Origin of the sequence: Falsiroseomonas algicola, assembly GCF_011040385.1 — a bacterium.
GTDB classification, from domain to species: domain Bacteria; phylum Pseudomonadota; class Alphaproteobacteria; order Acetobacterales; family Acetobacteraceae; genus Falsiroseomonas; species Falsiroseomonas algicola.
This window is the reverse complement of record NZ_JAAIKB010000008.1, coordinates 122,719-143,922: the sequence shown is the minus strand read 5'-3', so window position 1 is coordinate 143,922 and position 21,204 is coordinate 122,719. Positions and strand designations below refer to the sequence as shown.

Below are 21,204 nucleotides of genomic sequence, written 5' to 3'. Positions count from 1 at the left end.
CCGGACAAATCCTAGGCGCAGCTTTTCCTGGGCGGAAGCCCCTCACCCCTCGCCGCGACGCAGCCGCATGGCATAGGTGAAGCGCTCCGCCGCGTGCCAGGAGCGGGAGAGCAGCAGCGTCGCGCCGTCCGTGCCGAGGTAGCGGCGGAGGAACCGCATGCCGACGGCGCGGGGCTTGCGGCCGAGCGCGGCAGCGACGGCGGTGGGCATCGGGGCGGCGGTGATCTCCTGGATCACCTCCGCGACCTCCACGCCGAAGCGACTCTCGATCATCGCGTAGATGGCGCCGCGTTCCGGCAGCGCATTGGCGATGGCGGCGAAGCGGGGGTGGATGAAGACGTCGGCGGTCGCGATCGGCGCGCCGTCCTGACCGATGCGAAGCCCTTCCAGGGTCAGCCATTGCTCCCCGACCGGCGCCGGGATCGCGGCCGCATCCTCCGGCGCCAGCGGCGCCATGCGGCGGCTGCGGATGTCGAGGCGCGTGTCGGCGGCGTATTGGAACAGCGCCTCGATGCTGCGCATGGACTGCACCGTGCCGCTCGGCGCTTCCCGCGCCACCACCATGGTGCCCGCGCCCTGCCGGCGCTCCACCAGGCCGGATTCGACCAGGCGGCGCAGCGCTTCGCGGATGGTGTGGCGGGAGACGCGGAGCGTCTCGCAAAGCTCGGCCTCTGTGGGCAGCAGGGTGCCGACGGCATAGTCGCCCTGGGCGATCGCTTCCCGCAACTGCGCCTCGATGCGGGCATAGAGCGGCAATGAACTGCGATCGGCGCCCTGTGCGAGACCCAAGCCCGAAGCAGCGCCCTTGCCCGCCATGCCGCCTTGTCCTTCCCCCTGTCAGGGAAGGCTAGCCGCTGATCTTTGTCCGGACAATGTCCATGTCGTCACGATATGACGGGCAGGACCGCGATGTCGTAGGCGTGGCGGATCGTGCGGCCGAGCACGGGGTCGTGCAGTTCCATGGCGAAACGTGTCGCGGGCCGGATGCCGCCGATGGCGCCGAGCGTGCCGCAGAACATCAGGCTGCCAGGCGGCAGCGCAGGGCCGCGCGCCAGCAGGTCCCGCGGGTGGCGCAGCGCCGCGAGCGGGCCCTGCTGGTAGAGCGTCTCCACGCCATCGATGGTGGCGGTGGCGCGCATTTCCAGCGCGTCCCAATGCGCCTCCACCTCCTCGAACCGCCATAGCGTGGTGCCGATGGGCTTGCCGCAAAGCTGCTTCGACAGCGCGATGCCCGCGGCCTCCGCCTTGCGGTCGGTGTGGTCGGAGCCGAGGCCGAGCCAGAGGCCATCGGCGAGGGAGAGCAGGGTGGGCTCGACCTCTCCGGAACTGTCCGGCCCCAGCACCTCCAGCACCGCTGCCTGCGTCAGGTTGGCAGCGGCGGCGCGGTAGTAGACGGGGACGGAGGAGGGAGGCGGGACGCCGATGGCGGCGAGTTCCTCGATGTGGTGGCGCACGGCCTCCTCGTCCCGTCCCGCCCAGCCGGCGATGACAAGGGTCGAGACCTCCACCGCCACGCGGTCGGTACCGCTGGCGGCGATGCGGTCGAAGGTGAGCATGGGCTGTGTCCTCAGGGGCCGGCGGCGCGGGGCAGCCAGAGCGCGATGTCGGGCATGATCATCATCAGCACGATCGCCAGGATGTAGACGGCGACGAAGGGCAGCACGCCGGCAAAGACATCGCCGATGGCGCCGCCATCCTTGCGCAGGCCCTGCAGCACATACAGCACCGTGCCGTCGGGCGGGCTGATCAGCGCGATCTCCACCAGCATGGTGACGACGACGCCGAACCAGATCGGATCGTAGCCGAGCGCCGTCACCACGGGGAAGATCACGGGGATGGTGGTGATGATCATGGAGAAGCCCTCCATGAACGTCCCCAGCGCCAGGTAGAAGCCGATGATCAGCGCCATGATCGCCCATGGCGGCAGCGGCAGGCCGGACACCAGCCCCGCCATCATCTGCGGCACGCCCAGCATGGTGATGACGTAGTTCAGCACATAGGCGCCGAGCAGGATGAGGCCGATCATCGCGGTGTTGCGCGCCGTCGCCTCTGCGCTGGCATGCAGCATGCGGAAGGAGAAGCGGCGCTCGACCACGGCGATTCCGATGGCGGCCACCACGCCGAGCGCGGCGGATTCTGTGGGCGTCGCGAGGCCTGCATAGATGGTGCCGAGCACGATGAGGATCAGCAGGATGGTCGGGATCAGCCCGACCAGTCCGCGAATCTTCTCCCCCAACGGGATCACCGGGCCGGGCGGCGGCGCAGCGTTCTTCTTCAGAAGGATCACCGCGATGAACAGCCCCATCACCAGGATGGAGGGGCCGACTGCCGCGAGATACAGCGCGCCGACGGAGGTTTCCGTGATCAACGCGTAGATGATGAAGGTGATGCCCGGCGGGATCAGGTTGCCCAGCGCGCCGCCCGCGGCGAGGCTGCCCATCACCATCTTCGGGTCGTAGCCGCGGCCCTGGAAGAAGGGCATGGCGACCGATCCCATGGTGGCCGCCGTGGCGACGGAGGAGCCGGAGATGGCGGAGAAGACGCCGGACGCCACGATGTTCGTGTGCAGCAGCCCGCCCGGCATGCGGTTCAGCCAGAGGTTCAGCGCGCGGTAGAGCCGTTCCGACAACCCGGCGCGCAGCAGGATCTCCCCCATCAGCAGGAAGAGCGGCACGGCGACGAGCACGAAGGAGGAGGAGGGGCTCCAGGCCGTCTGGCCCAGGAAGGTCCAGAAGGGGCGGTCGGAGAAGGCGAAGCCGGCCAGCAGACCCAGCACGCCCAGTGCGGCGCCGACATAGATGCCGGCCGCGAAGAAGCCGCCGAAGACGCCGAGCAGCAGCAGTACCGCGCTGATCGGCACATCGACGCCGCCGCCCGTCCCGGTCAGTGACAGGCCGAGGAAGACGACGAGCATCACCAGGATGAAGACGACGGCGATCATGGCTTCGTCTCCGTGACGCCCAATGCTTCCAGCGCCTCCTGCGCCTCCTCGTCATAGCCGCGGGAGGAGAGGTTGCGCTCGACCTGACGGGCATCGCCCAGGATGGCCAGCAGCAGGTTCTCCACCAGCATGCAGGCGATCAGCACCAGGAAGACCACCATGCCCGCGGCCCAGAGGCCCTGCGGGATGGCGAGCGGCGTGCGCAGCAGGCTGATGTCGGTGGCGTTGAACAGCAGGCTTTCATCCACCAGGTCCCAGGCGCCATTGGCGATGAAGGCCATAAAGACGCCGAGCGCCAGCAGCGACAGCAGATGCAGCCAGATGCGGATGCGCTGCGGCAGCCGGTTCACCAGCATGTCGATCCGCACATGCGACCTCTGCGTCAGCGTATGCGCCAGCCCCCAGGACAGCCCGAAGGCCAGCATGTAGCCGGTGATCTCGGTGGTGGATTGCGTGCTGACGCGCAGGATGGAGCGCGCCAGCACATCGAAGGTGATGAAGAAGGCGCAGAGCACGAAGCCCCAGCCGGCGACGAGTCCCATGGCATGGCCGAGGACGCCGACCGCGCGGCGCAGGCCGGTCGCGGCCCGCAGGATCAGAGGTGCGGGCCGCTCCACGCTCAGCGGGCCTCGTAGCGCGTGCCGGAGATCGGCGCGACAATGCGGTTGTAGGTCTCCCCGCAGGCGGCGCCGCAGCGACGGACGAAGGCGGGCAGCACGTTGTTGCTCAGGATGCCGCGCAGCGTCTGCAGATCCTCGGGCGTGGGGCGGGACACGGTCATCGGCCGGTTCTCCACCAGGCGCCCGATGGAGCAGTTGGCGCGGTCGCCGATGTTGCAGGCGATCCCGTCCTCCGACGCCGCATCGCCGAGCTTCCACTGCTCGTCCTGGATCCTGGCGAAGGTGCCGGTGATGAGGTCGCGCGCCGGCGCATCCAGGCGGTTCCACCAGGCCAGGTTGATGAAGTAGCCATAGGTCGACCAGGCGACGGGCAGCGCATACATGTGCGTCGTCACCTCATACCAGCGGGCGCCATTCCCCGAGCCGGTGCCGGTGATGGCGCAATCCGCCACGCCGCGTTCCAACGCTGCGTAGACTTCCGGGAAGCCGATGCCGACGGCCTGGCCGCCGACGGCGGCGACGAAGTCGTTGATGCTGCCGCCGCCGGTGCGGATGCGGCGGCCGCGCAGGTCGGCCAGCGAATTGGCACGTTCCCGGCAGAACAACACCTGCGCGGGATAGGGCGCCATGGCGATGACGCGGACGCCGAAGCGCTCCAGCCCGCGATTGACCTCCGGCATCAGCGCCTCCGCCACCTGGCGGGCCTGGCCGATGGTGGGGTTGAGTCCCGCGAGGTCCACCATGTCCAGCAGCGGCACGTCGCCGGCGACGGTGTTGAGCGGCACGGCGCCGATCTCGACCTGTCCGGAGCGGACCAGGCGGATGATCTCCGGCCCGTTCAGGTTGCGCTCCGGCCAGGCGGCCAGGTTCACGCGGATGCGGCCATTACTGGCGGCGGGCAGGCCATCGCGCAGCAGCGGGATATCCACGCGCGTGTATTGCGGGATGGCCGGCGTCGGCTGCGTCACGGCCTGGATGGTGATCTGCGGCTGCGCCAGCGCGGCGCCGGCCGAGAGGCCGATGGCGAGCGCGGCGCCGAGTGCGGCGCGGCTCCATTGGACGATGCTGGTCATGGTTCCCCTGTTCTCCCTGTCGGTGGTTGGCACTACAGCACGGCGAGGCTGCTGTTGCGGAGGTCCGTCACCAGCATGGCGCCGGGCGCGTGGGTGATGGCGAAGTCGGGCTTCGCCGCGGCGATCACGGCCTGGGGCGTGACGCCGCAGGCCCAGAAGACCGGGATTTCGTCGTCTCCGACCTCGACCGCGTCGCCATAGTCGGGGCGTGACAGATCATCGATGCCAATGAGGTGCGGGTGGCCGAGATGCACGGGCGCGCCATGCACGCCGGGGAAGCGCGTCGTGATCTGGATGGCGCGGATGGCATCGGCGGGCGCCAGGGGTCGCATGGAGACCACCATCGGCCCCGCAAAGGAACCCGCCGGCGCGCAGGCGATGCTGGTCCGCCACATCGCGACGTTGCGGCCCTGCTCCACGTGGCGCAGGCGGATGCCGTCCTCCATCAGCGCGTGTTCGAAGGTGAAGGAGCAGCCAAGGACGAAGGCGACGAGGTCATCGCGCCAGACATGGCCGATCGAGGTCGGCTCCTCCACCAGAACGCCCTGCCGCCAGATTCGGTAGCGCGGCAGGTCGGTGCGCAGGTCGAGATCGTGGCCGAGTTCGGGGAGTCGGGGGCTCCCGGGCTCGCTGATGCCCAGCACCGGGCAGGGCTTGGGGTTGAGCTGGCAGAACCGGAGGAAATCACCGGCCAGGGCGGCGGGCAGGATGGCCAGGTTCCCCTGCACGAAGCCGGGCGCGAGGGAGGAGGTGTGGCCGGCCAGCCGCCCCGCCCGGGCGGCGAGGCGCACGCCCCTCCCATCCAGCGCGGTCATGGGCGGCAGGTGGTCCGGCATCGGGGCTCCTCGGAAAGCTGTCCGGACAAATCATGCCGGCAGCCGCGATAGGCGCCAATCGTGATTCCGAATGTTTTCCGATCACCCGCGCTTATCGGTGGCCGGCTTCCGTCGCCACGGCGACCGCAAGCTCCGCCAGCCGCCGCGCCAGCGCATCATCCGGGCCGGCGGGCCAGGACGCGGTGAAGGTGAGTTCAGGCGGCGTCAATGTCGTCTCCACCAGGCGGAGCGAGCCCTCCGCCAATTCGCGCGCCACGACGGCGGGCGGGATGACGGACAGGCCGATGCCATCCAGCGTCATCCGCACGATGGTGGCCAGCGACGCATTGCCGAAGACGCGCGGCGTCGGCCCATCCGCGCTGCGCAGCGCGGCGGAGAGTGCGATGGTGGGCGCCGTGCTGCGGGGATAGGTGATGATGGGCAGGGCCAGCACCGCGTCGCGGTCCAGCGGCTCCGGCGGCAGGAGGAGGTGCCTGCTGGCGGCAAAGGCCAGCGGGTAGCGGCAGAGCGGCAGGTTGGCCATCTCCGGTTCCACCAGCGGCCCCATGAGGAAGGCGAGGTCGATGGAGTGGCTCGCCAGGGCGCCGCGCAGCGCATGGGTGACGTCCACCTCGATGTCGAGGGTGACGGAGGGGTAGAGGGCGTGGGCGCGTTCGATGAATCGGGCCAGCCAGGTGTGGACGATGGTCTCCGCGACGCCGAGGCGCAGCACGCCGCCGATGGCGCCCGGCCCGGCCACGGCATCCAGCATCTCCCGCCGCAGGCGCAGCATGCGCTCCGCATAATCCAGCAGGCGGCGGCCTTGGGCCGTCGGCACCACCCCGCGCCCCGCCGCCGGCTGCGCGGCCCGGCCGCGTTCCAGAAGGCGCACGCCGAACTCCGCCTCCAGCGCCGCGATGCGCTGGGAGACGGCGGGCTGGGTCGTGTTCAGGCGCTCCGCCGCGCCGCGGAAGGAGCGGAGGCGGGCGACCCAGAAGAAGATCTCGAGGCTGCGCAGATCGGCCATGGGGCGCGCAGCCTGCAAGCTGGATCAGATAGTGTCGAGCCGCCCCATCTCCTCCACCAGCCGGGCCGCCAGCTGGCGCGCCGGCGCGGTGGGCGCGCGGCTGGCGGGGACCAGCAGCCCGATGCGCAGCGCGTTGATGGCGGGGCTGTCGAAGGGCCGCCAGGCGACCTCGCCGCGCTCGATCTCTTCCAGGAAACCGAGGCGGGTGAAGAAGGCGATGCCCATGTTGAGGCGGATCGCGGTCTTCAGCGCCTGGATGGAATTGGAGACGAGGCGCGGCCGCAGCCCGGAGCGGAAGCGCGCGAAGCCGGCATCGACATCGGCGGAGCGGGGCAGGGGGCCGGCCTGGGCGAGGAAGGGGTAGGGCGCGACATCGTCGAAGCTCACTTCCCGCTTCTGGCGCAACGGGTGGTCGAAGGGCATCACAACGCCGATCGGCGCCGGCACCTCATGCTCGAAGCGGAGCGACGGCGGCGTCGGGCCGACGAAGGTGAAGCCGAGGTCGTAGCTGCCATCGGCCACGAGCCGCGGCACCTCCGCGGGGTTGGCGGCATCCAGCGCGTAGGTGACCGCCGGGAAGTCGGCGCGGAAACGGTCCAGCGCGCGGGGCAGGAAGTCAACCAGCAGGCTGTCCACCGCCGCGATGCCGACATGCCCGGTGCGGGCAGCGCGGAGATCGTCGATGCGGGAACGCACGCGGTCGAATTCCACCAGCGTGCCGACGACGTGTTGCAGCAGCAATTCGCCCGCGGCCGTCAGCCGCATGCCGCCGGGCAGGCGATCGAACAGCGCCGTCCCCAGCTCCTCTTCCAGGATCAGGATCTGGCGGTTGAGCGCGCTGGCGGAGACGTTGAGGGCGGCGGCGGCGCGGCGGATGGAACCGCGGCGCGCCGTCTCCCGGAAGTAGTTGAGGGACGCGGCGTGCACGGCGCCGTCAGGTGCCGGACCAGACCGGCTTGCGCTTCTCCACGAAGGCGCGGACGCCTTCATCCTGGTCCTTGGACTGCAAGGCCTCGATGAGCGCGGGCAGGCGCGCGGCCTGGGCTTCCTGCGCGGTCAGGTGGGCGGTGCGGCGGACGGATTGCTTGATGGCGCGGACGGAAAGGGGCGCGCAGGCCAGGATCCCCTCCAGCCAGCGATCGACGGCGGCATCGAGGCCATCCTGCGGCACCACCTCATTCACCAGATGGAAGGCCAGCGCTTCCGCGGCCGTGATGCGGCGGCCCGTCAGCATCATGCCCATCGCCATGCGGTGGGGAATCTGGCGTTGCAGCAGCGCCATGCCGCCGTCCAGCGGCAGTCGGCCGAGTCGCGGTTCCGGCAGGCCGAGGGTTGCCGTTTCCGCCATCACGATGAGGTCGCAGCCCAGCACCATCTCGAACCCGCCGCCCAGGGCATGGCCGTTGACGCGGGCGATGACGGGCACGTCGAGCGTTGTGCGCAGCGCGATGCCACCGAAGCCGCCGGGGCGGGGCGCGGCCCAGTACTCCAGCCCCGTCATGCCGCCGCCATCCTTGACGTCGGCGCCGGCACAGAAGGCGCGCGTGCCGGCGCCGGTCAGCACCACGGCGCGGATGTCGCGACGCGCCTCGATCTCCGTCCAGATGCGCTGAAGCTCGGCCTCCGTCGCGCGATCGACGGCGTTCATCGCCTCTGGCCGGTTGAGCGTGACGCGGGCGACGTGGTCCGCGACCTCGAAGAGAACGGTCATTCGGCAGCCAGGCCCCGGGTCAGTTCGGCCTTCACTTCCTCCGTGTGCTTGCCGAGGCGGGCCGGCGGGATTCGCAGCGTGACCTTCGCGTCCGACATGTGGATGGGGGAGCCGACCAGGCGCATCGGCTCGATCTCGCCGGGGCCTTCCAGGATCATCTCGTTGATCCGCGCCTGCTCATCCTCCAGCGCCTCGGCCAGGCTGCGGACGGGGGCACAGAGGAGGTCCTGCGCTTCCAGGCGCGCGAGCCAGTAGGCGGTGGTGTTGGACTTGAACCGGTCGCGGAAGATGGCCTGGAGCGCGGGCTTGTTGGCGACCTGGTCCTCGAACGTCGTGAAGCGCGGATCGCGGCCGAGATGGTCGATCTCCAGCGCCGTCGAGATGTCGCCCAGCGGATCGGCCTTGAAGGCGCCGACCATGACCAGCGCGCCGTCGCTCGTCTCGAAGACGCCGGAGAGCGGCATGGCGCCCCAATTGATCTCCTTGCCGCGCATCAGATGCGCCGCGCCTTCCTGGGTCTGCGCGGCCAGCATGGAGTCGAGCAGCGAGACCGCGATGCGCTGGCCGCGGCCGGTCTTCTGCCGCTGCAGGATCGCGAGCAGGATGCCCTGCACGAGGTGCATGCCCGCGGAATAGTCCGCGAAGGTCGTGGCGTGGACATAGAGCGGCTGGTCGGCATTGGACCGGCGATGCATGACGCCCGACATGGCCTGCGCCAGCACGTCCTGCCCGCCCTTATGGGCATAGGGCCCTTCCAGCCCGAAGCCGGTGCCGACGGCGTAGATGATGCGCGGATTGACCTTCGACAGGTCCTCCCACCCGAAGCCGAGGCGCTCCATCACGCCGGCGCGGAAGTTGTTGACCACGACATCGGCGGTGCGGACGAGGTCCAGCACCACCTGCCGTTCCTCCGGCTTGCGGAGGTCCAGCACCACGCTGCGCTTGTTCCGGTTCAGCGAGCAGAAGACCGGGCCGAGCGGGCCGGCGGGGTCGGGGAAGGAGGTGCGGGACAGGTCGCCCTGCGGGCGTTCGATCTTGATGACGTCGGCGCCGAAATCGGCCAGCGTCTGCGTCGCGACCGGCCCCATCATCACCTGGGTGAAGTCGATGACGCGGATGCCGTCCAGCGGCAGGGGCGTGCTCATGCCGCCGTCTCCAGGATCTTCGCATTGGCGGAGGGGCGATCGCCGGGATCGCCGCCTTGGGCGCGCACGGCGGCGCAGATAGCGGCGGGCGAGACGGCACGCGGCGCGATGCCGCCCTGCACCGCGAGTGCGGCGGCCACGCCGGCGGACTGCCCCATCGCCATGCAGGGCGGAATCTCCCGCGACTGCTTCTGCGCGGATTCGGTGGCGGAGTAGTGCCGGCCGGCGACGATCGCGCCATCCAGCCCCTTGGGCAGCATGGCGCGGTAGGGGGTGTAGTAGTCGCGGCCGCGCGCGACGGTGTCGGGGAAGTGGACGCGGTCCTGCACATCCTCCTTCGTCACGACGTAGTCGCCCTGCAGCAGGCGCGTCTGCCGGATGCCGAGCTGCGGCGCGACATCGATGACGAAGCAGTTCTGGAAGCCTGGCATGTGGTCCCGTGCATATTGCACCAGGGCATAGATGCGGTTGCGGCCCTCGAAATCCGCCTTCGACATGTCCTCCACCGACAACCCGTCATAGCCGACGAGGTGCGGGCAGTTGCACCAGACCACACCGGGCAAGGGCGTCTTGAGCCACCAGTATTCCCAGGACCCCCCCATGATCTTCTTGGCCTGCTTGTCGAGGGCGGCGTGACGCTCCGGCTCCTCGAACTGCACGCGCTCGGCCTCATCGGTATCGACGCCGCCCAGGCGGAAGACGGTGGTGACCATGTAGGCGCCATGAGTGAAGGCGCCGCCCGCGGCCGCGACCACGTCGAGGTCACCGGTCGCGTCGATGACGACATCGCCCATGATGGCCTGGCGGCCCGCCTTGGTCTCGCAGACCACGCCCTTGATCGCGCCGTCCTGCACGATGGCGGAGGAGAACCAGGAATGCATCCGCGTCTCGACGCCGGCCTCGGCCACCATCTCATTCGCGATGCGCTTCCAGCCATCGGGATCGAAGGTGGCGGCCATGACGATGGGATGGGGGCGGACATGGGAGCGGAAGTCGAAGACTCCCCAGCGCGCCCATTTCCGGTACATCGCCCAGTCGGTCAGGCGCTCCGCTTCCGGCGGATAGACGCAGGCGCCAACGCGCGCCATGCGGTCGATCATCTCCATGCAGATGCCGGTGGTGGTGACTTCATGCCCGTTATGCATGTCGTCCAGCACCAGCACCATGCCGCCGGAGGCCAGGCCGCCGAGATAGGGGTAGCGTTCCAGCAGGGTGACGGAACATCCCATTCGCCTTGCCGCGACCGCGGCCGAGAAGCCGGCCGGCCCGCCGCCGACGACGACGACATCCGACCGCGCGACAACCGTCGCCTCCCGCGGCGTTTCCTGCACGCGCTGCGCGTCCATGGCTGTTTCCTTCAGACGGGGTTGGCCGGCTGCCAGCGCACCACCAGGCGTTCCACGGCGATGATCGCGCCGAAGAAGGCCACGGAGAAGGCGGAGCCGACGATGACGGTGGCGTAGAGCATCGCGCTGTCGAAATTGTACATGGACTGGATGATCAGCGCGCCGATGCCGGTGGTGGAGCCGATCCATTCGCCGACGATGGCGCCGATCACGGCGGTGGAGGCCGCGATCTTCAGCGCGGAGAACAGATAGGGCAACGAATTGCGCAGCCGCAGCTTGAAGAAGATCTCGCGCTCGCTGGCGGAGAGCACGCGCATCAGCTCCATCGCCTGCGGGTTCACCGATTCCAGGCCGCGCACCATGTTCACCAGGGTCGGGAAGAAGCAGATCAGAGCCGCGATGGCGATCTTCGGCTCCATCCCGTTGCCCAGCAGCAGCACCAGGATCGGCGCCTTGGCGACGACGGGGATGGTGTTGATGAGGACGACGACGGGGAAGAAGGCTTCCTCCATCATCTTGCGATGCACGAAGACGGTGGCGATGATGATGGCGACGATGTTGCCAAGCGTGAAGCCGGCCAGCGCCTCGATCGCCGTCGGCACCAGATTCTCCATCAGGATCGGCCATTTCGCGACCAGCGTGGTGGCGACCGCGACGGGCGACGGTGCCACGAAGGGCGGGACTTCCAGGATATAGACCAGGAACCACCACAGCAGCAGCATCGACAGGATGCCCGCCACCGGCAACAGGCGCCGTCGCCAGGCGAGCTTGCGGCGCGCCCGCTCATGCGCGGCCTCAGCCTCCTTCAGCCCGGGGTCGTCGATCAGGGTGTCGGCGGTGATGCTCAATGCCCCCTCCCCAAAGCGTCGCGCAGGCCGGAGACGATGCTGGTGAAGGCCGGCGTCTCGCGGATCGTGAGGTCGCGGTCGCGCGGCAGATCGACGCTGACATGCGCGGCGTTGCGGCCGGGATTGGCTGCCAGCACCAGCACCTGCTCGCCGAGATAGACGGCCTCATAGACGGAATGGGTGACGAAGAGGATCGTCGTCCCCGTCTCCTGCCACACGCGGCGCAGCTCCTCATTCAGCCGATCGCGCGTGATCTCATCGAGGGCGCCGAAGGGCTCGTCCATCAGCAGCAGGCGCGGCCCGCCGAGCAGCGCGCGGGCGATGGAGACGCGCTGGCGCATGCCGCCGGAGAGTTCGTGCGGGTAGCTGTTCTCCCACCCCTCTAGCCCGACCAGCTTGAGCAGCTCGCGCGGCGTCGGCGCGCCGCGTTGCAGGTCGCGCGTGCCGCCGACCTCCAGCGGCAGTTCCACATTCTGCAGCGCCGTCCGCCACGGCAGCAGCGCCGCGTCCTGGAAGACGAAGCCCAGCGTCCGCGCCGCCCGCGCCGCCGCCGGCGCCATGCCGAAGACGGAGACATGGCCTGCACTCGGCGTCACGAGATCGGCCACCACCCGCAGCAGCGTCGATTTCCCGCAGCCGGAGGGGCCGAGCAGGGAGAGGAAGCCGCCCGCCTCCACCCCCATGCTGACATCCCGCAGCGCGGTGACAGTGCGGCGATCCGTGACGAACCGCACCGTGACACCCCGGCACTCGACGGCGGCAGACACCCGCTCAGCCGATCAGCGGGCGGTTGCCGTTGGTCATGCGGAGGATATCGAGGGTCATCACCTCCTCCAGGCGCGGCGTGCGGCGGGAGAACTGGCCGAGCTGCGCGTAGAGGTCGATCTGCTCCCGCCACACATCCGGGTCCATCGTGCCCCAGCCTTCCGTCGCGGTCTTCGGGCCGAAGGCATAGGCCAGCATCACCTCCAGCGCCGCCAGCTCATCGGCGCGGTTCAGGCTCGGGAATTCCTTGACCAGCAGGTCGACGGCCGCGGCGCGGTTGGCATGGGCATAGGCCCAGCCGCGGCCGGAGGCGCGCAGGAAGCGCGCCAGCACATCGGCGCGGCGTTCCAGCGTCGTCGCCGTGGCGTAGTAGGGCAGGGCATAGAGCCGCACGCCCGTATCCCACAGCCGCATGACGACGGGGTCCGTGACCACGCGGAGCGCGGTGGTGTTGGTCAGCCAGCCCGTGATGACATCGACCTGGCCCGTCATCAGCGGCGCCATGTCGGCGCCGATCGGGATGATGGTGACGTCACGCTCCGCGATGTTGTTCTTGGCCAGCAGCGCGCGCAGCAGGATGACGGCGGTGGATTGCGTGCCGATCTTCTTGCCGATCAGGTCGCGCGGCTGGCGCACCGGGTTGCGGGCGCGGGAGATGTAGCTGAAGGGATGCACCTGCGCGCCAGCCGCGAAGCAGCGCACGGGAATGTCCTGCGACGCCGCGAGCATCAGGGAGGGGGAGGAGGAGACCTGGCCCACCTCGAACCGCCCGGCGGCGACGACCGCGACGCCATCGATGTTGGGTCCGCCGGGCTGGATGCGCAGGTCGAGGCCCTCGGCCTCGTAGTAGCCAAGTTGCTTGGCGCAGACTTCGCCGATCTGGTTGCCGCCGGTGATCCAGCCTAGCTGGAGGTTGATCACGGTGCGGCCCTGCGCTTCCGCGACATCGACCATCATCCCGGTGCCCGCCGCGGCAGCCGAGGCCTTGAGCAACGTCCTGCGATCCAACGCCATGCCCAGTCTCCATCGCACAGGCCGCGCATGGCCCCCTCGGCCTCGCGGTGCGTTGGGCTGGCATGCAAGCATGGTGCCGGGTGTGCGCAAAGACGAAATTTTCCGGCCAATGCGTGCGGAAAATTCGCACGTCTCGACAGGCTTGACCGCGCTCCCCGCCCCATGCGGGCATGGGCCATGGCCCTGCTCCTGACCCACGCCGCGATCCTCACCATGGATGCCGCGCATCGCATCCTGCGCGGCCATGACATCAGGATCGAGAACGGCGTGATTGCCGCCATCGGGCCTGACCTCTCGGTCGTGCCCGGGGACGAGGTGATCGATTGCCGCCATGCGCTAGTCACGCCCGGCCTGGTCAATGTGCACACCCACGCCGCGACGGCGCTGTTCCGCGGCCTGGCGGAGGACCTGCCGCGTGACTTCTGGGCGGGCGCCTATCGCGTGCCGGGCCAGGAACGCTTCACGGAGGCGGACTACGCGCTCTCCCTCCGCGCGGCCTGCGCGGAATTCCTGCTGAACGGCGTGACCTGCATCGCGGATCGACTCGCTGGCATGGATCGCCTGGCACCGGTGATCGAGGCATCGGGGCTGCGCGCCGTGGTCGGCAGCACATTGACCGATGCGCGGGCGGCGGAGGCCTGGGCGGAGACCGATCGCCTGCTGGCGCGCTACGGTACGGATCCTGCGCGGTCCCGCATCACCACCGCCATCGCGCCGCATGCGCTCGATTCCTGTTCCGACGCGCTGCTGGCGGAGGTCGCGCGTCGCGCGGAGCGGGAGGGTGCGCGCGTCGTGCTGCATGTCGCGCAATCCGCGCCGGAGGTGGCGGCGGTGCGCGCGCGGGGCCATGCGGGCGCGCTGGCCTGCCTGCGCCGCGCGGGCCTCGCCAATGCGCGCACCGTCGCGGCGCATGCCATCTATCTCGAGGAGTCGGAAATCGAGGGATGGTGCGAGGATGGCATTGCCATCGCCCATTGCCCCGCCAGCAACCTGAAGATCGAGGCGCGGACGATCCCCCTGCATCGCTATGTCGGCCGCGTGCCGGTCGGGCTCGGCACCGATTGGACGGCCAGCGACAACGCGATGGACATGATCTGGGAAGCGCGCCTGGCCGCGCTGGTCGGCAAGCAATCCGCCGGCGATCCCACCGCGCTGCCCGTGGCCACCATGTTGCGCATGATGACGGTGGATGGGGCGCGCGTGTTGGGCCTCGATCCCCTCATCGGCAGCGTGGAGGTCGGCAAGCGCGCGGACCTCGTCACCTGGAACCTCGATCGGCTGGAGATGGCGCCGGCGCATGATCTCGGCGCCAACCTGCTCTACAGCGCCTCGCCCCGCAGCGTGCGCGACGTGATGGTGGATGGCACCGTCCTGGTTCGCGAGGGGCGCCTGGTGCGAGAGGAAGAGGCCGCGCTGGTTGCAGCCATGCGTCGCGCCGGATGGGGCGGCCTGCCCGCCTGATGGGCGCCACTGCCTGCGCGGCGCGCAGCTTCGCGGCGGCCTTGTGCCGCTGACCGCGCATCCGCACTGGCACGGGGGTTGCTGCGCCCATCCGGGATGAGGATGGACCACCATGAAGGCTGAAGGCGCCGCGATCACCGCCGGGCTGTTCCATGTCGCGGTGAAGACGAATGACCTGGCGCAGACCGTCGCCTTCTACACGCGCATCATCGGCCTCGCGGAAGTGAAGCGGCCGGATTTCGGCTATCCCGGCGCCTGGCTCGGCGTGCCGCTGCCCGGTGGCGCAGCGATCCTGCATGTCTATGCCGGCGGCCCGGCGCTGGGGGCGGAAGGGCGGGCGCCGACGGGCACTGGCGCCATCGACCACGTCTCGCTGGCCTGCCATGGCTACCACGCCTTCATCGCGCGCTTCCGTTCGGCGCGGCTGGATTGGCGGGAGTTCCTCGTGCCCGGCACGAGCCTTTGGCAGCTCTTCGTCCATGACCCTTCCGGCCTGCAACTCGAACTGACTTTCGATGGCCAGGCGGAGACGGGGCCGATGCCGGACATGTCCGACCACCGCCGCTACGTCGCCGGCCACAACTTCCATGACCCCGCCACCTACCCGAAGCTCGTCTGAGGAAACCGCCATGATCAGCCGTCGTCCGCTTCTGCTGGCTGCCCTCGCGGCGCCGTCCCTCGCGCGGGCCCAGGCGCCGGATCGTGTCCGCGTCGCGGTCTTCAACGTCTCCTCCGCTCTGCCCTATTACGTCGCGGTGGAGCGTGGCTTCTTCGCGGCGCACGGGATCGAGGCCAGCGCCGTGCCGCTGCAGGCCGCGCCGCTGATCGTGCAGGCGATGGTCGCGGGCGATGTGGAAGCCGCGTCGAACCTGGTGACGCTGGAGGGCGCCAACATCAATGCGCGGCGCGCCAACACCGCCGTCTATGTCGCGCTGAACGGGCAGAACGCGCAGTACCAGATGGAACAGTTCGTCGTGCGCGCGGGCAGCACCGCGCAATCCATCCGGGACCTCAAGGGCGCGCGCATCCTCTCCGCCCCTGGCCCGGCGAACATCTCCGCCGCTCGCGCCGTGCTGGCGGCGAACGGGCTGCAGGAGGGGCGGGACTACACGATCCAGGAACAGCAGATGGGCGTGCATGTTGGCGCGCTGGCCGCCGGCACCTTCGATGCCGCCTATACGCTGGAGCCCGTCGCCACCATTGCGGAGCGCGCCGGTGCGGCGCGGCGGCTGGAGACGGGCGTGATCGCGACGCATCTGCTGGGTCGGCGCGAGGCGCAGGCCTGGGCAGCGGGTGCCGCGCTGACGGGCAAGTTCCTCAGCGAAAAGCCCGCCGTCGCGCAGCGCTTCGCCGCCGCCTGGGCGCAGGCCTGCGCGCTGATCGCCTCCGATCCCGCCAGCGTCCGCCCGCTGCTGGTGCAGCACATGCAGACCTCCGCCGAGCTGGCGCCGACCATCCCGCTGGTGAACTTTCGCATGGTGAAGGACATGACGCCGGCGGAGATCGCGGATTTCCAGAAGTTCGTGGACCTGGCGGTGGCGCAGGGCGTGGTGCGCGACCGGATCGAGGTGCGGTCCTTCCTGCGCGCGCTGTGAGCATTCCCCCGCGGCAGGCCGCGATCTCCATCCGTGGCCTGCGCAAGGCCTTCGGCGGGCAGCCCGTCTATTCGGGCTTCGACCTGGATGTGCGGCGCGGCGACATCCTTGCCATCTTCGGGCCGAATGGCTGCGGGAAATCGACGCTGATCAACATGGCGGCGGGGCTGCTGGCGACGGATGGCGGCACCATCCTGTATGACGGGCGGGATGTCGCCGATGTGCGCGTCGGCTACGTTTTCCAGAACTACCGGGAGGCGCTGTTCCCGTGGCGCCGCGCCGCCGACAACATCCGCTATCCCCTGCGCCTGATGGGCCTGCCCAAGCCGGAGATCGAGCGGCGCTTGGAACGCCTGGCCACCAGCTTCCGCGTGCGCTTCGACCTCCACCGCTACCCCTACGAGTTGTCGGGTGGCCAGCAACAGCTGGTCTCCATCATGCGGGCCCTGGCGGTGGAGCCGGAGGTGCTGTTCCTGGACGAGCCCTTCTCCGCGCTGGACTATGAGACAACGCTGTCGCTGCGGGACCTGCTGCAGGCCGTGCTGAAGGAGATCGGCGTCACCACGCTGCTCGTCTCCCACGACCTCGAGGAATCGATCGTGCTGGCCGACCGGCTGCTGATGCTGACGCGGCGGCCAACCACGGTGGCGGATGACGTGCCGGTGGCGCTGCCCTGGCCGCGCGGCACGGCGGCGCTGTCCTCGCCGGATTTCGTGGCGATCAAGGCGCGCTGCCTCGACGTCTTCCAGGCGGCGGTGGCGGCATGAAAACCCTGGCCGCCCCGGTGGCGGGTGCTGTCGGCTTCATTCTCCTCTGGCAGGTCGCCGTCTGGCTGCGCGTCGCCGACCCGATCCTGCTGCCGCCGCCGGCCGAGGCCTTCACGGATACCTGGGCGGCGCTGGTCCGGGGCACGCTGGCCCTGGACACCTGGCGCACGGTGCAGCGGACGATGCTCTCCTTCCTCATCGCCACCGCGATCGGCGTGCCGCTGGGCGTCGCGCTTGGGGCGAAGGAGAGCGTCTATCGCAGCGTCGAATTTGTGGTGGATTTCTTCCGCTCCACCCCGGCCTCGGCCATGTTCCCGCTGTTCATCGTGCTGTTCGGGCCGGGCGAATCGACGAAGATCGCGGTCGCGGCCTTCGGCGCCGCGCTCGTCATCCTCTTTAACGCGGCCTATGGCGTGATCAATGCGCGGCGGACGCGGGTGCTGGCGGCGCGGATCATGGGCGCCTCCGGCCCGCGCATCATGGCCGATGTGCTGGTGTGGGAGGCGCTGCCCCAGATCCTGGTCGGCATGCGCGCGGGCGTCTCGCTCGCGCTGGTCATCGTGGTGGTGGCGGAGATGTTCATCGGCTCCACCGATGGGCTCGGCCACCGCGTCATCAACGCGCAGATGCTGTTCGAGAGCGGGCTGATGTACGGCACGATCTTCGTGGCCGGTGCGCTCGGCTACGCGCTCAACCTGCTCTTCCTGCTGATCGAGAAGCGCTTCGTCCACTGGGCCGGGCGGTAGCCCTCACGCGACGTCGGTGTAGAGCCGCCGGAGCTTCTCCATGAACGGCGCCTCCATCTTGGCGCGGGTGCCCGCTACGACGTCGCAGGGCGGCACCAGCGTGTCGCTGGCTTCCCAGGAGAAGTCGCTGACGAACTTCACGCGGGGATCGCGCAGCGCCGCGATCTCCGCCACCGTGCCGCCGCGCTTCAGCACGACGCCGGCGACGACGCCGCATTCCACCGCCTGGGTCGCGCCCTGGCCGAGCGTCGGCACCATGGCCTGTGCCGCATCGCCCAGGAACAGTGCGCGGCCGCCGGCGGCATGGCGCTGCACGGGGGAGGTCGCGCTGCGCGCCCAGTGGATATCCCCGAGATGCTGCTCGATCTTGTCCAGCATCCAGGTGACGGCGGGGCAGGGGGCGCCATTCGCTGGCGTGAAGAGTGCCCGCTGCGCCTTGGCCGTCTTCATCGCCTCGGGGATCGTCTCGGCGCCGTTCAGTGGGAAGGTGCCGGCGATATAGACGGCGCCGCCCGGCACGCGGAAGGAGAGCAGCCTGGCGTTGCCGTTGAACCACTGGCCGTAATCGTCATAGGGGCAGTCGGCGGCCTCCGTCACCAGCAGTCGCCAGATGCAGACGCCGAGCAGCGTGCTGCCGGGCTCGCCCGCCGTCAGCGCGCGCAGCCGGCTGTAGCGGCCATCGCCGCCGACCAGCAGGTCGAAGGCGCCGTGGCGTGCCAGCCCATCCGGCGTGCGGAACACCGGTACGAGGCGACCCGCCGCATCCTCCTCCAGCGCTTCCAGAACATGCGCATTCCGGGTGCAGCCTGCCGCGGGGGCGCGCAGCAGCCGGTAGAGTTCCGACCAGCGGATGCGCACGCCCGGCTCCTCCGCGACCGAGAGCATGTCGAGGTCGAAGAGCCGCGAGCCATCGGTCAGGTCCACGAACCAGCGATGCCAGGGCAGCGAAGCCTCCCTCAGCGCGGCGTGGCGTGCGGGCATGTGCAGGCGCAGCGCCTTCAGGGCATTCGGGCCGATGTTGAGGCCCGTGCCGGCCTCCGCATGTTCGCCAGGCGCCACGCGTTCGAAGGCCGCCACGTCGATGCCCGGGGAGTCGAGAAGCGCCTCCGCCAGCAGGCTGCCCGCGACTCCCGTCCCGATGATGCCGATGCGCATGGAAAATACCCGCCAGTTCCGCGCGGGCCGTGCAAAGCCCGCGCCACCTGACCTATGCTTTAGCGATGCCGAGCCTGTCGATCCACCGTCTCCCCATGGCCCATCCGGGCGACCTTTCCGCGCTGGCAGGGCTGATCGCCGCCGGCACGATCCGCGCGGGCGATGTCCGCGCCGTGATCGGCAAGACGGAGGGCAATGGCGGCCTCAACGACTTCACCAGGGGCTTCTTCACGCAATCGCTGATGCTGCTGCTGGCGCGGCATACGGGCGAGGCACCGGAGGCGCTGGCCGCGCGCATCCCCTGCGTGCTGTCGGGGGGCACGGAGGGCGCCCTGTCCCCGCACTACATGGTCTTCGCCGTGGCGCGCGACCGTGGTGGCGCATCGGGCCTCGCCCTCGGCAGCGCCTTCAGCCCGCCGACGCCGGCCGGCGAGATCGGCCGCGTCGCGCAGATCGAGGCCGTGACCGCCGCCGTCCGCGCCGCCATGGCGGATGCCGGCATCACGCGGGCCGAGGATGTGGCCCTGGTGCAGGTGAAGGCGCCCTGCGCGCTGGCACCCGGGCCCGATGCGCGAAGCACCGACCCGCGGGTGCTGATGGCGCTGTCTCGCGCCGCGGCCGCCTTCGGCGCGGGCATCGCGATCGGCGACATCGCGCCGGAAGCAGGCACGGAAGCGGCGCTGCTGCGCGATGTGCAGCACTACTCCAACCGCGTCAGCATCTCCTCGGGCATCGAGGTCACCTGCAACGAGGTGGTGGTGATCGGCCGCGCCGCGGGATGGACGCCGGGCATCAGGGCTGGTGTCGCGCCGATGCGGGACCTGCTGGACCTCGATGGCGTCATCCACGCCTGCCGCGCCGCGGGGCTTGAAGCCTCGCCTGCCGTGCAGGACCGCAGCCGCGTGCTCGGCGTGATCGCGAAGGGGGAGCCTGACAAGGCCGGGCATATCCGCGGCGCGCGGCACACCATGCTGGGTGATACGGATATCGATGCGCAGCGGCACCTGCGCGGCGCGCTCGGCGCGGTCGTCGCCGCCGTGACGGGGGATGGCCAGGTCTTCGTGAGTGGCGGGGCGGAACACCAGGGGCCGCCCGGCGGCGGGCTAGTCTGCGTCTTCGCCCGCGAATAGGGGGCCGCCGGTCAGCGGCCCCCCTCGGCCTCAGCGGATCGCGTCCACCACCGCATGCGTCCAGGCATTGGTCGGCGCCCGGCTGATCACCGGCGAGTCGCCACCGGAGGACAGCAGCGTCTGCACCGTGCGGTCATAGTCGGCTTGCACCAGGCGTCCGCCGCCTTCGGTATCCAGCAGGCGGGCGATCTCGCCCATCATGCGGCGCTGATGCGCGATGGTCTGCGCGCCGGAAGCATCGTTATCCAGCACGATCTGCGCCGCCGCATCCGGGTTCTGCCGCGCCCAGTCCCAGCCCTGCATGGAGGCACGGACGAAGCGCGCCATGCGCGCGACGAAGGCCGCGTCGGTCAGGCGGTTCTCCAGCACATAAAGCCCGTCCTCCAGCGTGGCGACGCCCTGCTCCTCATACCGGAAGACCTGGAGCTGTTCCGGGCGGAAGCCGCCATCGATGACCTGCCAGTATTCGTTGTAGGTCATGGTGGAGACGCAGTCGGCCTGGCGCTGCAGCAGCGGGTCCACGTTGAAGCCCTGGCGCAGCACGCGCACGCCCTGCGGCGTGCCGTTGGTGGGATAGCCGAGGCGCGACATCCAGGCGAGGAAGGGATATTCGTTGCCGGAGAACCAGACGCCGAGCGTCTTGCCGCGGAGGTCGGCGGGGGTGCGAATGCCCGTCTCCGCCCGGCAGGTCAGCATCATGCCGGACCGCTTGAAGGGCTGCGCGATGTTGACCAGCGGCACGCCACGCTCGCGGCTGGCCAGCGCGGCGGGCATCCATTCCACGATGACGTCGGCGCGGTTGCCCGCGATGACTTGCGGCGGCGCGATGTCCGGGCCGCCTGGCGCGATGCGGACATCGAGGTTGGCGGCCCGGTAGAAGCCGCGGGCCTGCGCGACGTAGTAGCCCGCGAACTGGGCCTGGGTGACCCACTTCAACTGGAGATTCACGCGCTCCTGCGCCTGCGCCGCGGCACCGCCCGCGAGCATCCCGAGCCCCACCAGCCCGCCCAGCACGGCGCGCCGCATCGATTCCATCACCATCCCT

At 70.0% G+C, this 21,204-nt stretch carries 22 protein-coding genes; 6 read left to right on the top strand and 16 right to left on the bottom strand.

Annotated features, from left to right (window positions below):
* Positions 1-42 precede the first annotated feature (42 nt).
* From G3576_RS19555 to G3576_RS19490, 14 genes are all read right to left on the bottom strand, one after another.
* The gene (locus G3576_RS19555; RefSeq protein ID WP_164696118.1) at positions 43-816 is read right to left on the bottom strand and encodes a GntR family transcriptional regulator; all 774 of its coding nucleotides are present in this window, start codon (positions 814-816) and stop codon (positions 43-45) included.
* A 68-nt stretch (positions 817-884) separates the two neighbouring features.
* Entirely contained in the window at positions 885-1,556 is a 672-nt protein-coding gene (locus tag G3576_RS19550; RefSeq protein WP_164696117.1) for a DUF2848 domain-containing protein, read from the bottom strand.
* An 11-nt stretch (positions 1,557-1,567) separates the two neighbouring features.
* Positions 1,568-2,941, bottom strand: a complete 1,374-nt coding sequence (locus G3576_RS19545; protein ID WP_235952230.1) for a TRAP transporter large permease — start codon at positions 2,939-2,941, stop codon at positions 1,568-1,570.
* Positions 2,938-3,558, bottom strand: a complete 621-nt coding sequence (locus G3576_RS19540; protein WP_164696116.1) for a TRAP transporter small permease subunit — start codon at positions 3,556-3,558, stop codon at positions 2,938-2,940. Before G3576_RS19540 ends, G3576_RS19545 begins: the two co-directional genes overlap by 4 nt.
* A 2-nt stretch (positions 3,559-3,560) precedes the next feature.
* Positions 3,561-4,634 (bottom strand): TRAP transporter substrate-binding protein, encoded by a 1,074-nt coding sequence (locus G3576_RS19535; protein WP_164696115.1) that lies wholly within the window; start codon positions 4,632-4,634, stop codon positions 3,561-3,563.
* Between the two features lie 32 nt (positions 4,635-4,666).
* On the bottom strand, positions 4,667-5,470 hold the full coding sequence (locus G3576_RS19530; protein ID WP_164696114.1) for a putative hydro-lyase: 804 nt from the start codon (positions 5,468-5,470) through the stop codon (positions 4,667-4,669).
* Positions 5,471-5,561: 91 nt separating this feature from the next.
* The gene (locus G3576_RS19525) at positions 5,562-6,476 is read right to left on the bottom strand and encodes a LysR family transcriptional regulator (protein ID WP_164696113.1); all 915 of its coding nucleotides are present in this window, start codon (positions 6,474-6,476) and stop codon (positions 5,562-5,564) included.
* 24 nt (positions 6,477-6,500) lie between these two features.
* The gene (locus tag G3576_RS19520) at positions 6,501-7,403 is read right to left on the bottom strand and encodes a LysR family transcriptional regulator (protein WP_164696112.1); all 903 of its coding nucleotides are present in this window, start codon (positions 7,401-7,403) and stop codon (positions 6,501-6,503) included.
* Between the two features lie 7 nt (positions 7,404-7,410).
* The gene (locus tag G3576_RS19515; RefSeq protein WP_164696111.1) at positions 7,411-8,187 is read right to left on the bottom strand and encodes an enoyl-CoA hydratase-related protein; all 777 of its coding nucleotides are present in this window, start codon (positions 8,185-8,187) and stop codon (positions 7,411-7,413) included.
* Positions 8,184-9,332 (bottom strand): CaiB/BaiF CoA transferase family protein, encoded by a 1,149-nt coding sequence (locus G3576_RS19510; RefSeq protein WP_164696110.1) that lies wholly within the window; start codon positions 9,330-9,332, stop codon positions 8,184-8,186. The genes G3576_RS19515 and G3576_RS19510 overlap by 4 nt, the downstream gene beginning before the upstream one ends.
* Complete coding sequence (locus G3576_RS19505) at positions 9,329-10,678, bottom strand: FAD-dependent oxidoreductase (protein ID WP_164696109.1); 1,350 nt, start codon at positions 10,676-10,678, stop codon at positions 9,329-9,331. Before G3576_RS19505 ends, G3576_RS19510 begins: the two co-directional genes overlap by 4 nt.
* An 11-nt stretch (positions 10,679-10,689) precedes the next feature.
* On the bottom strand, positions 10,690-11,526 hold the full coding sequence (locus G3576_RS19500) for an ABC transporter permease (protein WP_207622915.1): 837 nt from the start codon (positions 11,524-11,526) through the stop codon (positions 10,690-10,692).
* Positions 11,523-12,260, bottom strand: a complete 738-nt coding sequence (locus G3576_RS19495) for an ABC transporter ATP-binding protein (protein WP_328729377.1) — start codon at positions 12,258-12,260, stop codon at positions 11,523-11,525. Before G3576_RS19495 ends, G3576_RS19500 begins: the two co-directional genes overlap by 4 nt.
* Positions 12,261-12,297: 37 nt before the next feature.
* Entirely contained in the window at positions 12,298-13,305 is a 1,008-nt protein-coding gene (locus G3576_RS19490) for an ABC transporter substrate-binding protein (protein WP_164696108.1), read from the bottom strand.
* A 177-nt stretch (positions 13,306-13,482) separates the two neighbouring features.
* Between G3576_RS19490 and G3576_RS19485 the strand changes: the two genes are divergently transcribed.
* The 5 genes from G3576_RS19485 (at position 13,483) to G3576_RS19465 (ending at position 17,874) form a co-directional block, all read left to right on the top strand.
* On the top strand, positions 13,483-14,766 hold the full coding sequence (locus tag G3576_RS19485; protein WP_164696107.1) for an amidohydrolase family protein: 1,284 nt from the start codon (positions 13,483-13,485) through the stop codon (positions 14,764-14,766).
* Between the two features lie 112 nt (positions 14,767-14,878).
* Positions 14,879-15,385, top strand: coding sequence for a VOC family protein (locus G3576_RS19480; protein ID WP_164696106.1), 507 nt, complete (start codon positions 14,879-14,881; stop codon positions 15,383-15,385).
* Positions 15,386-15,395: 10 nt separating this feature from the next.
* Positions 15,396-16,361 carry an ABC transporter substrate-binding protein gene (locus G3576_RS19475; protein ID WP_164696105.1) on the top strand — a complete coding sequence of 322 codons (966 nt, stop codon included), beginning with the start codon at positions 15,396-15,398 and terminating at the stop codon, positions 16,359-16,361.
* Positions 16,358-17,128 carry an ABC transporter ATP-binding protein gene (locus G3576_RS19470; RefSeq protein WP_164696104.1) on the top strand — a complete coding sequence of 257 codons (771 nt, stop codon included), beginning with the start codon at positions 16,358-16,360 and terminating at the stop codon, positions 17,126-17,128. Before G3576_RS19475 ends, G3576_RS19470 begins: the two co-directional genes overlap by 4 nt.
* A complete protein-coding gene (locus G3576_RS19465; protein WP_164696103.1) occupies positions 17,125-17,874 on the top strand; it encodes an ABC transporter permease in 750 nt (249 codons plus the stop codon). Before G3576_RS19470 ends, G3576_RS19465 begins: the two co-directional genes overlap by 4 nt.
* 3 nt (positions 17,875-17,877) lie before the next feature.
* On the opposite strand, the gene G3576_RS19460 is transcribed toward G3576_RS19465, so the two are convergent.
* Positions 17,878-19,029, bottom strand: coding sequence for a flavin-dependent monooxygenase (locus G3576_RS19460; protein WP_164696102.1), 1,152 nt, complete (start codon positions 19,027-19,029; stop codon positions 17,878-17,880).
* A gap of 65 nt (positions 19,030-19,094) precedes the next feature.
* Here G3576_RS19460 and atzD point away from each other — a divergent pair, with 65 nt between their 5' ends.
* On the top strand, positions 19,095-20,159 hold the full coding sequence (gene atzD, locus G3576_RS19455; protein ID WP_164696101.1) for a cyanuric acid amidohydrolase: 1,065 nt from the start codon (positions 19,095-19,097) through the stop codon (positions 20,157-20,159).
* Positions 20,160-20,189: 30 nt separating this feature from the next.
* On the opposite strand, the gene G3576_RS19450 is transcribed toward atzD, so the two are convergent.
* Entirely contained in the window at positions 20,190-21,200 is a 1,011-nt protein-coding gene (locus G3576_RS19450; protein WP_456237348.1) for an ABC transporter substrate-binding protein, read from the bottom strand.
* Between the last annotated feature and the right edge of the window lie 4 nt (positions 21,201-21,204).

Excerpts from the sequence above, each read along its gene's own strand:
- G3576_RS19555 (WP_164696118.1), bottom strand. The coding sequence starts at position 816 with ATGGCGGGCAAGGGCGCTGCTTCGGGCTTGGGTCTCGCACAGGGCGCC.
- G3576_RS19550 (WP_164696117.1), bottom strand. The coding sequence starts at position 1,556 with ATGCTCACCTTCGACCGCATCGCCGCCAGCGGTACCGACCGCGTGGCG.
- G3576_RS19545 (WP_235952230.1), bottom strand. The coding sequence starts at position 2,941 with ATGATCGCCGTCGTCTTCATCCTGGTGATGCTCGTCGTCTTCCTCGGC.
- G3576_RS19535 (WP_164696115.1), bottom strand. The coding sequence starts at position 4,634 with ATGACCAGCATCGTCCAATGGAGCCGCGCCGCACTCGGCGCCGCGCTC.
- G3576_RS19530 (WP_164696114.1), bottom strand. The coding sequence starts at position 5,470 with ATGCCGGACCACCTGCCGCCCATGACCGCGCTGGATGGGAGGGGCGTG.
- G3576_RS19525 (WP_164696113.1), bottom strand. The coding sequence starts at position 6,476 with ATGGCCGATCTGCGCAGCCTCGAGATCTTCTTCTGGGTCGCCCGCCTC.
- G3576_RS19515 (WP_164696111.1), bottom strand. The coding sequence starts at position 8,187 with ATGACCGTTCTCTTCGAGGTCGCGGACCACGTCGCCCGCGTCACGCTC.
- G3576_RS19510 (WP_164696110.1), bottom strand. The coding sequence starts at position 9,332 with ATGAGCACGCCCCTGCCGCTGGACGGCATCCGCGTCATCGACTTCACC.
- G3576_RS19505 (WP_164696109.1), bottom strand. The coding sequence starts at position 10,678 with ATGGACGCGCAGCGCGTGCAGGAAACGCCGCGGGAGGCGACGGTTGTC.
- G3576_RS19490 (WP_164696108.1), bottom strand. The coding sequence starts at position 13,305 with ATGGCGTTGGATCGCAGGACGTTGCTCAAGGCCTCGGCTGCCGCGGCG.
- G3576_RS19485 (WP_164696107.1), top strand. The coding sequence starts at position 13,483 with ATGGCCCTGCTCCTGACCCACGCCGCGATCCTCACCATGGATGCCGCG.
- G3576_RS19480 (WP_164696106.1), top strand. The coding sequence starts at position 14,879 with ATGAAGGCTGAAGGCGCCGCGATCACCGCCGGGCTGTTCCATGTCGCG.
- G3576_RS19475 (WP_164696105.1), top strand. The coding sequence starts at position 15,396 with ATGATCAGCCGTCGTCCGCTTCTGCTGGCTGCCCTCGCGGCGCCGTCC.
- G3576_RS19465 (WP_164696103.1), top strand. The coding sequence starts at position 17,125 with ATGAAAACCCTGGCCGCCCCGGTGGCGGGTGCTGTCGGCTTCATTCTC.
- G3576_RS19460 (WP_164696102.1), bottom strand. The coding sequence starts at position 19,029 with ATGCGCATCGGCATCATCGGGACGGGAGTCGCGGGCAGCCTGCTGGCG.
- atzD (WP_164696101.1), top strand. The coding sequence starts at position 19,095 with ATGCCGAGCCTGTCGATCCACCGTCTCCCCATGGCCCATCCGGGCGAC.
- G3576_RS19450 (WP_456237348.1), bottom strand. The coding sequence starts at position 21,200 with ATGGTGATGGAATCGATGCGGCGCGCCGTGCTGGGCGGGCTGGTGGGG.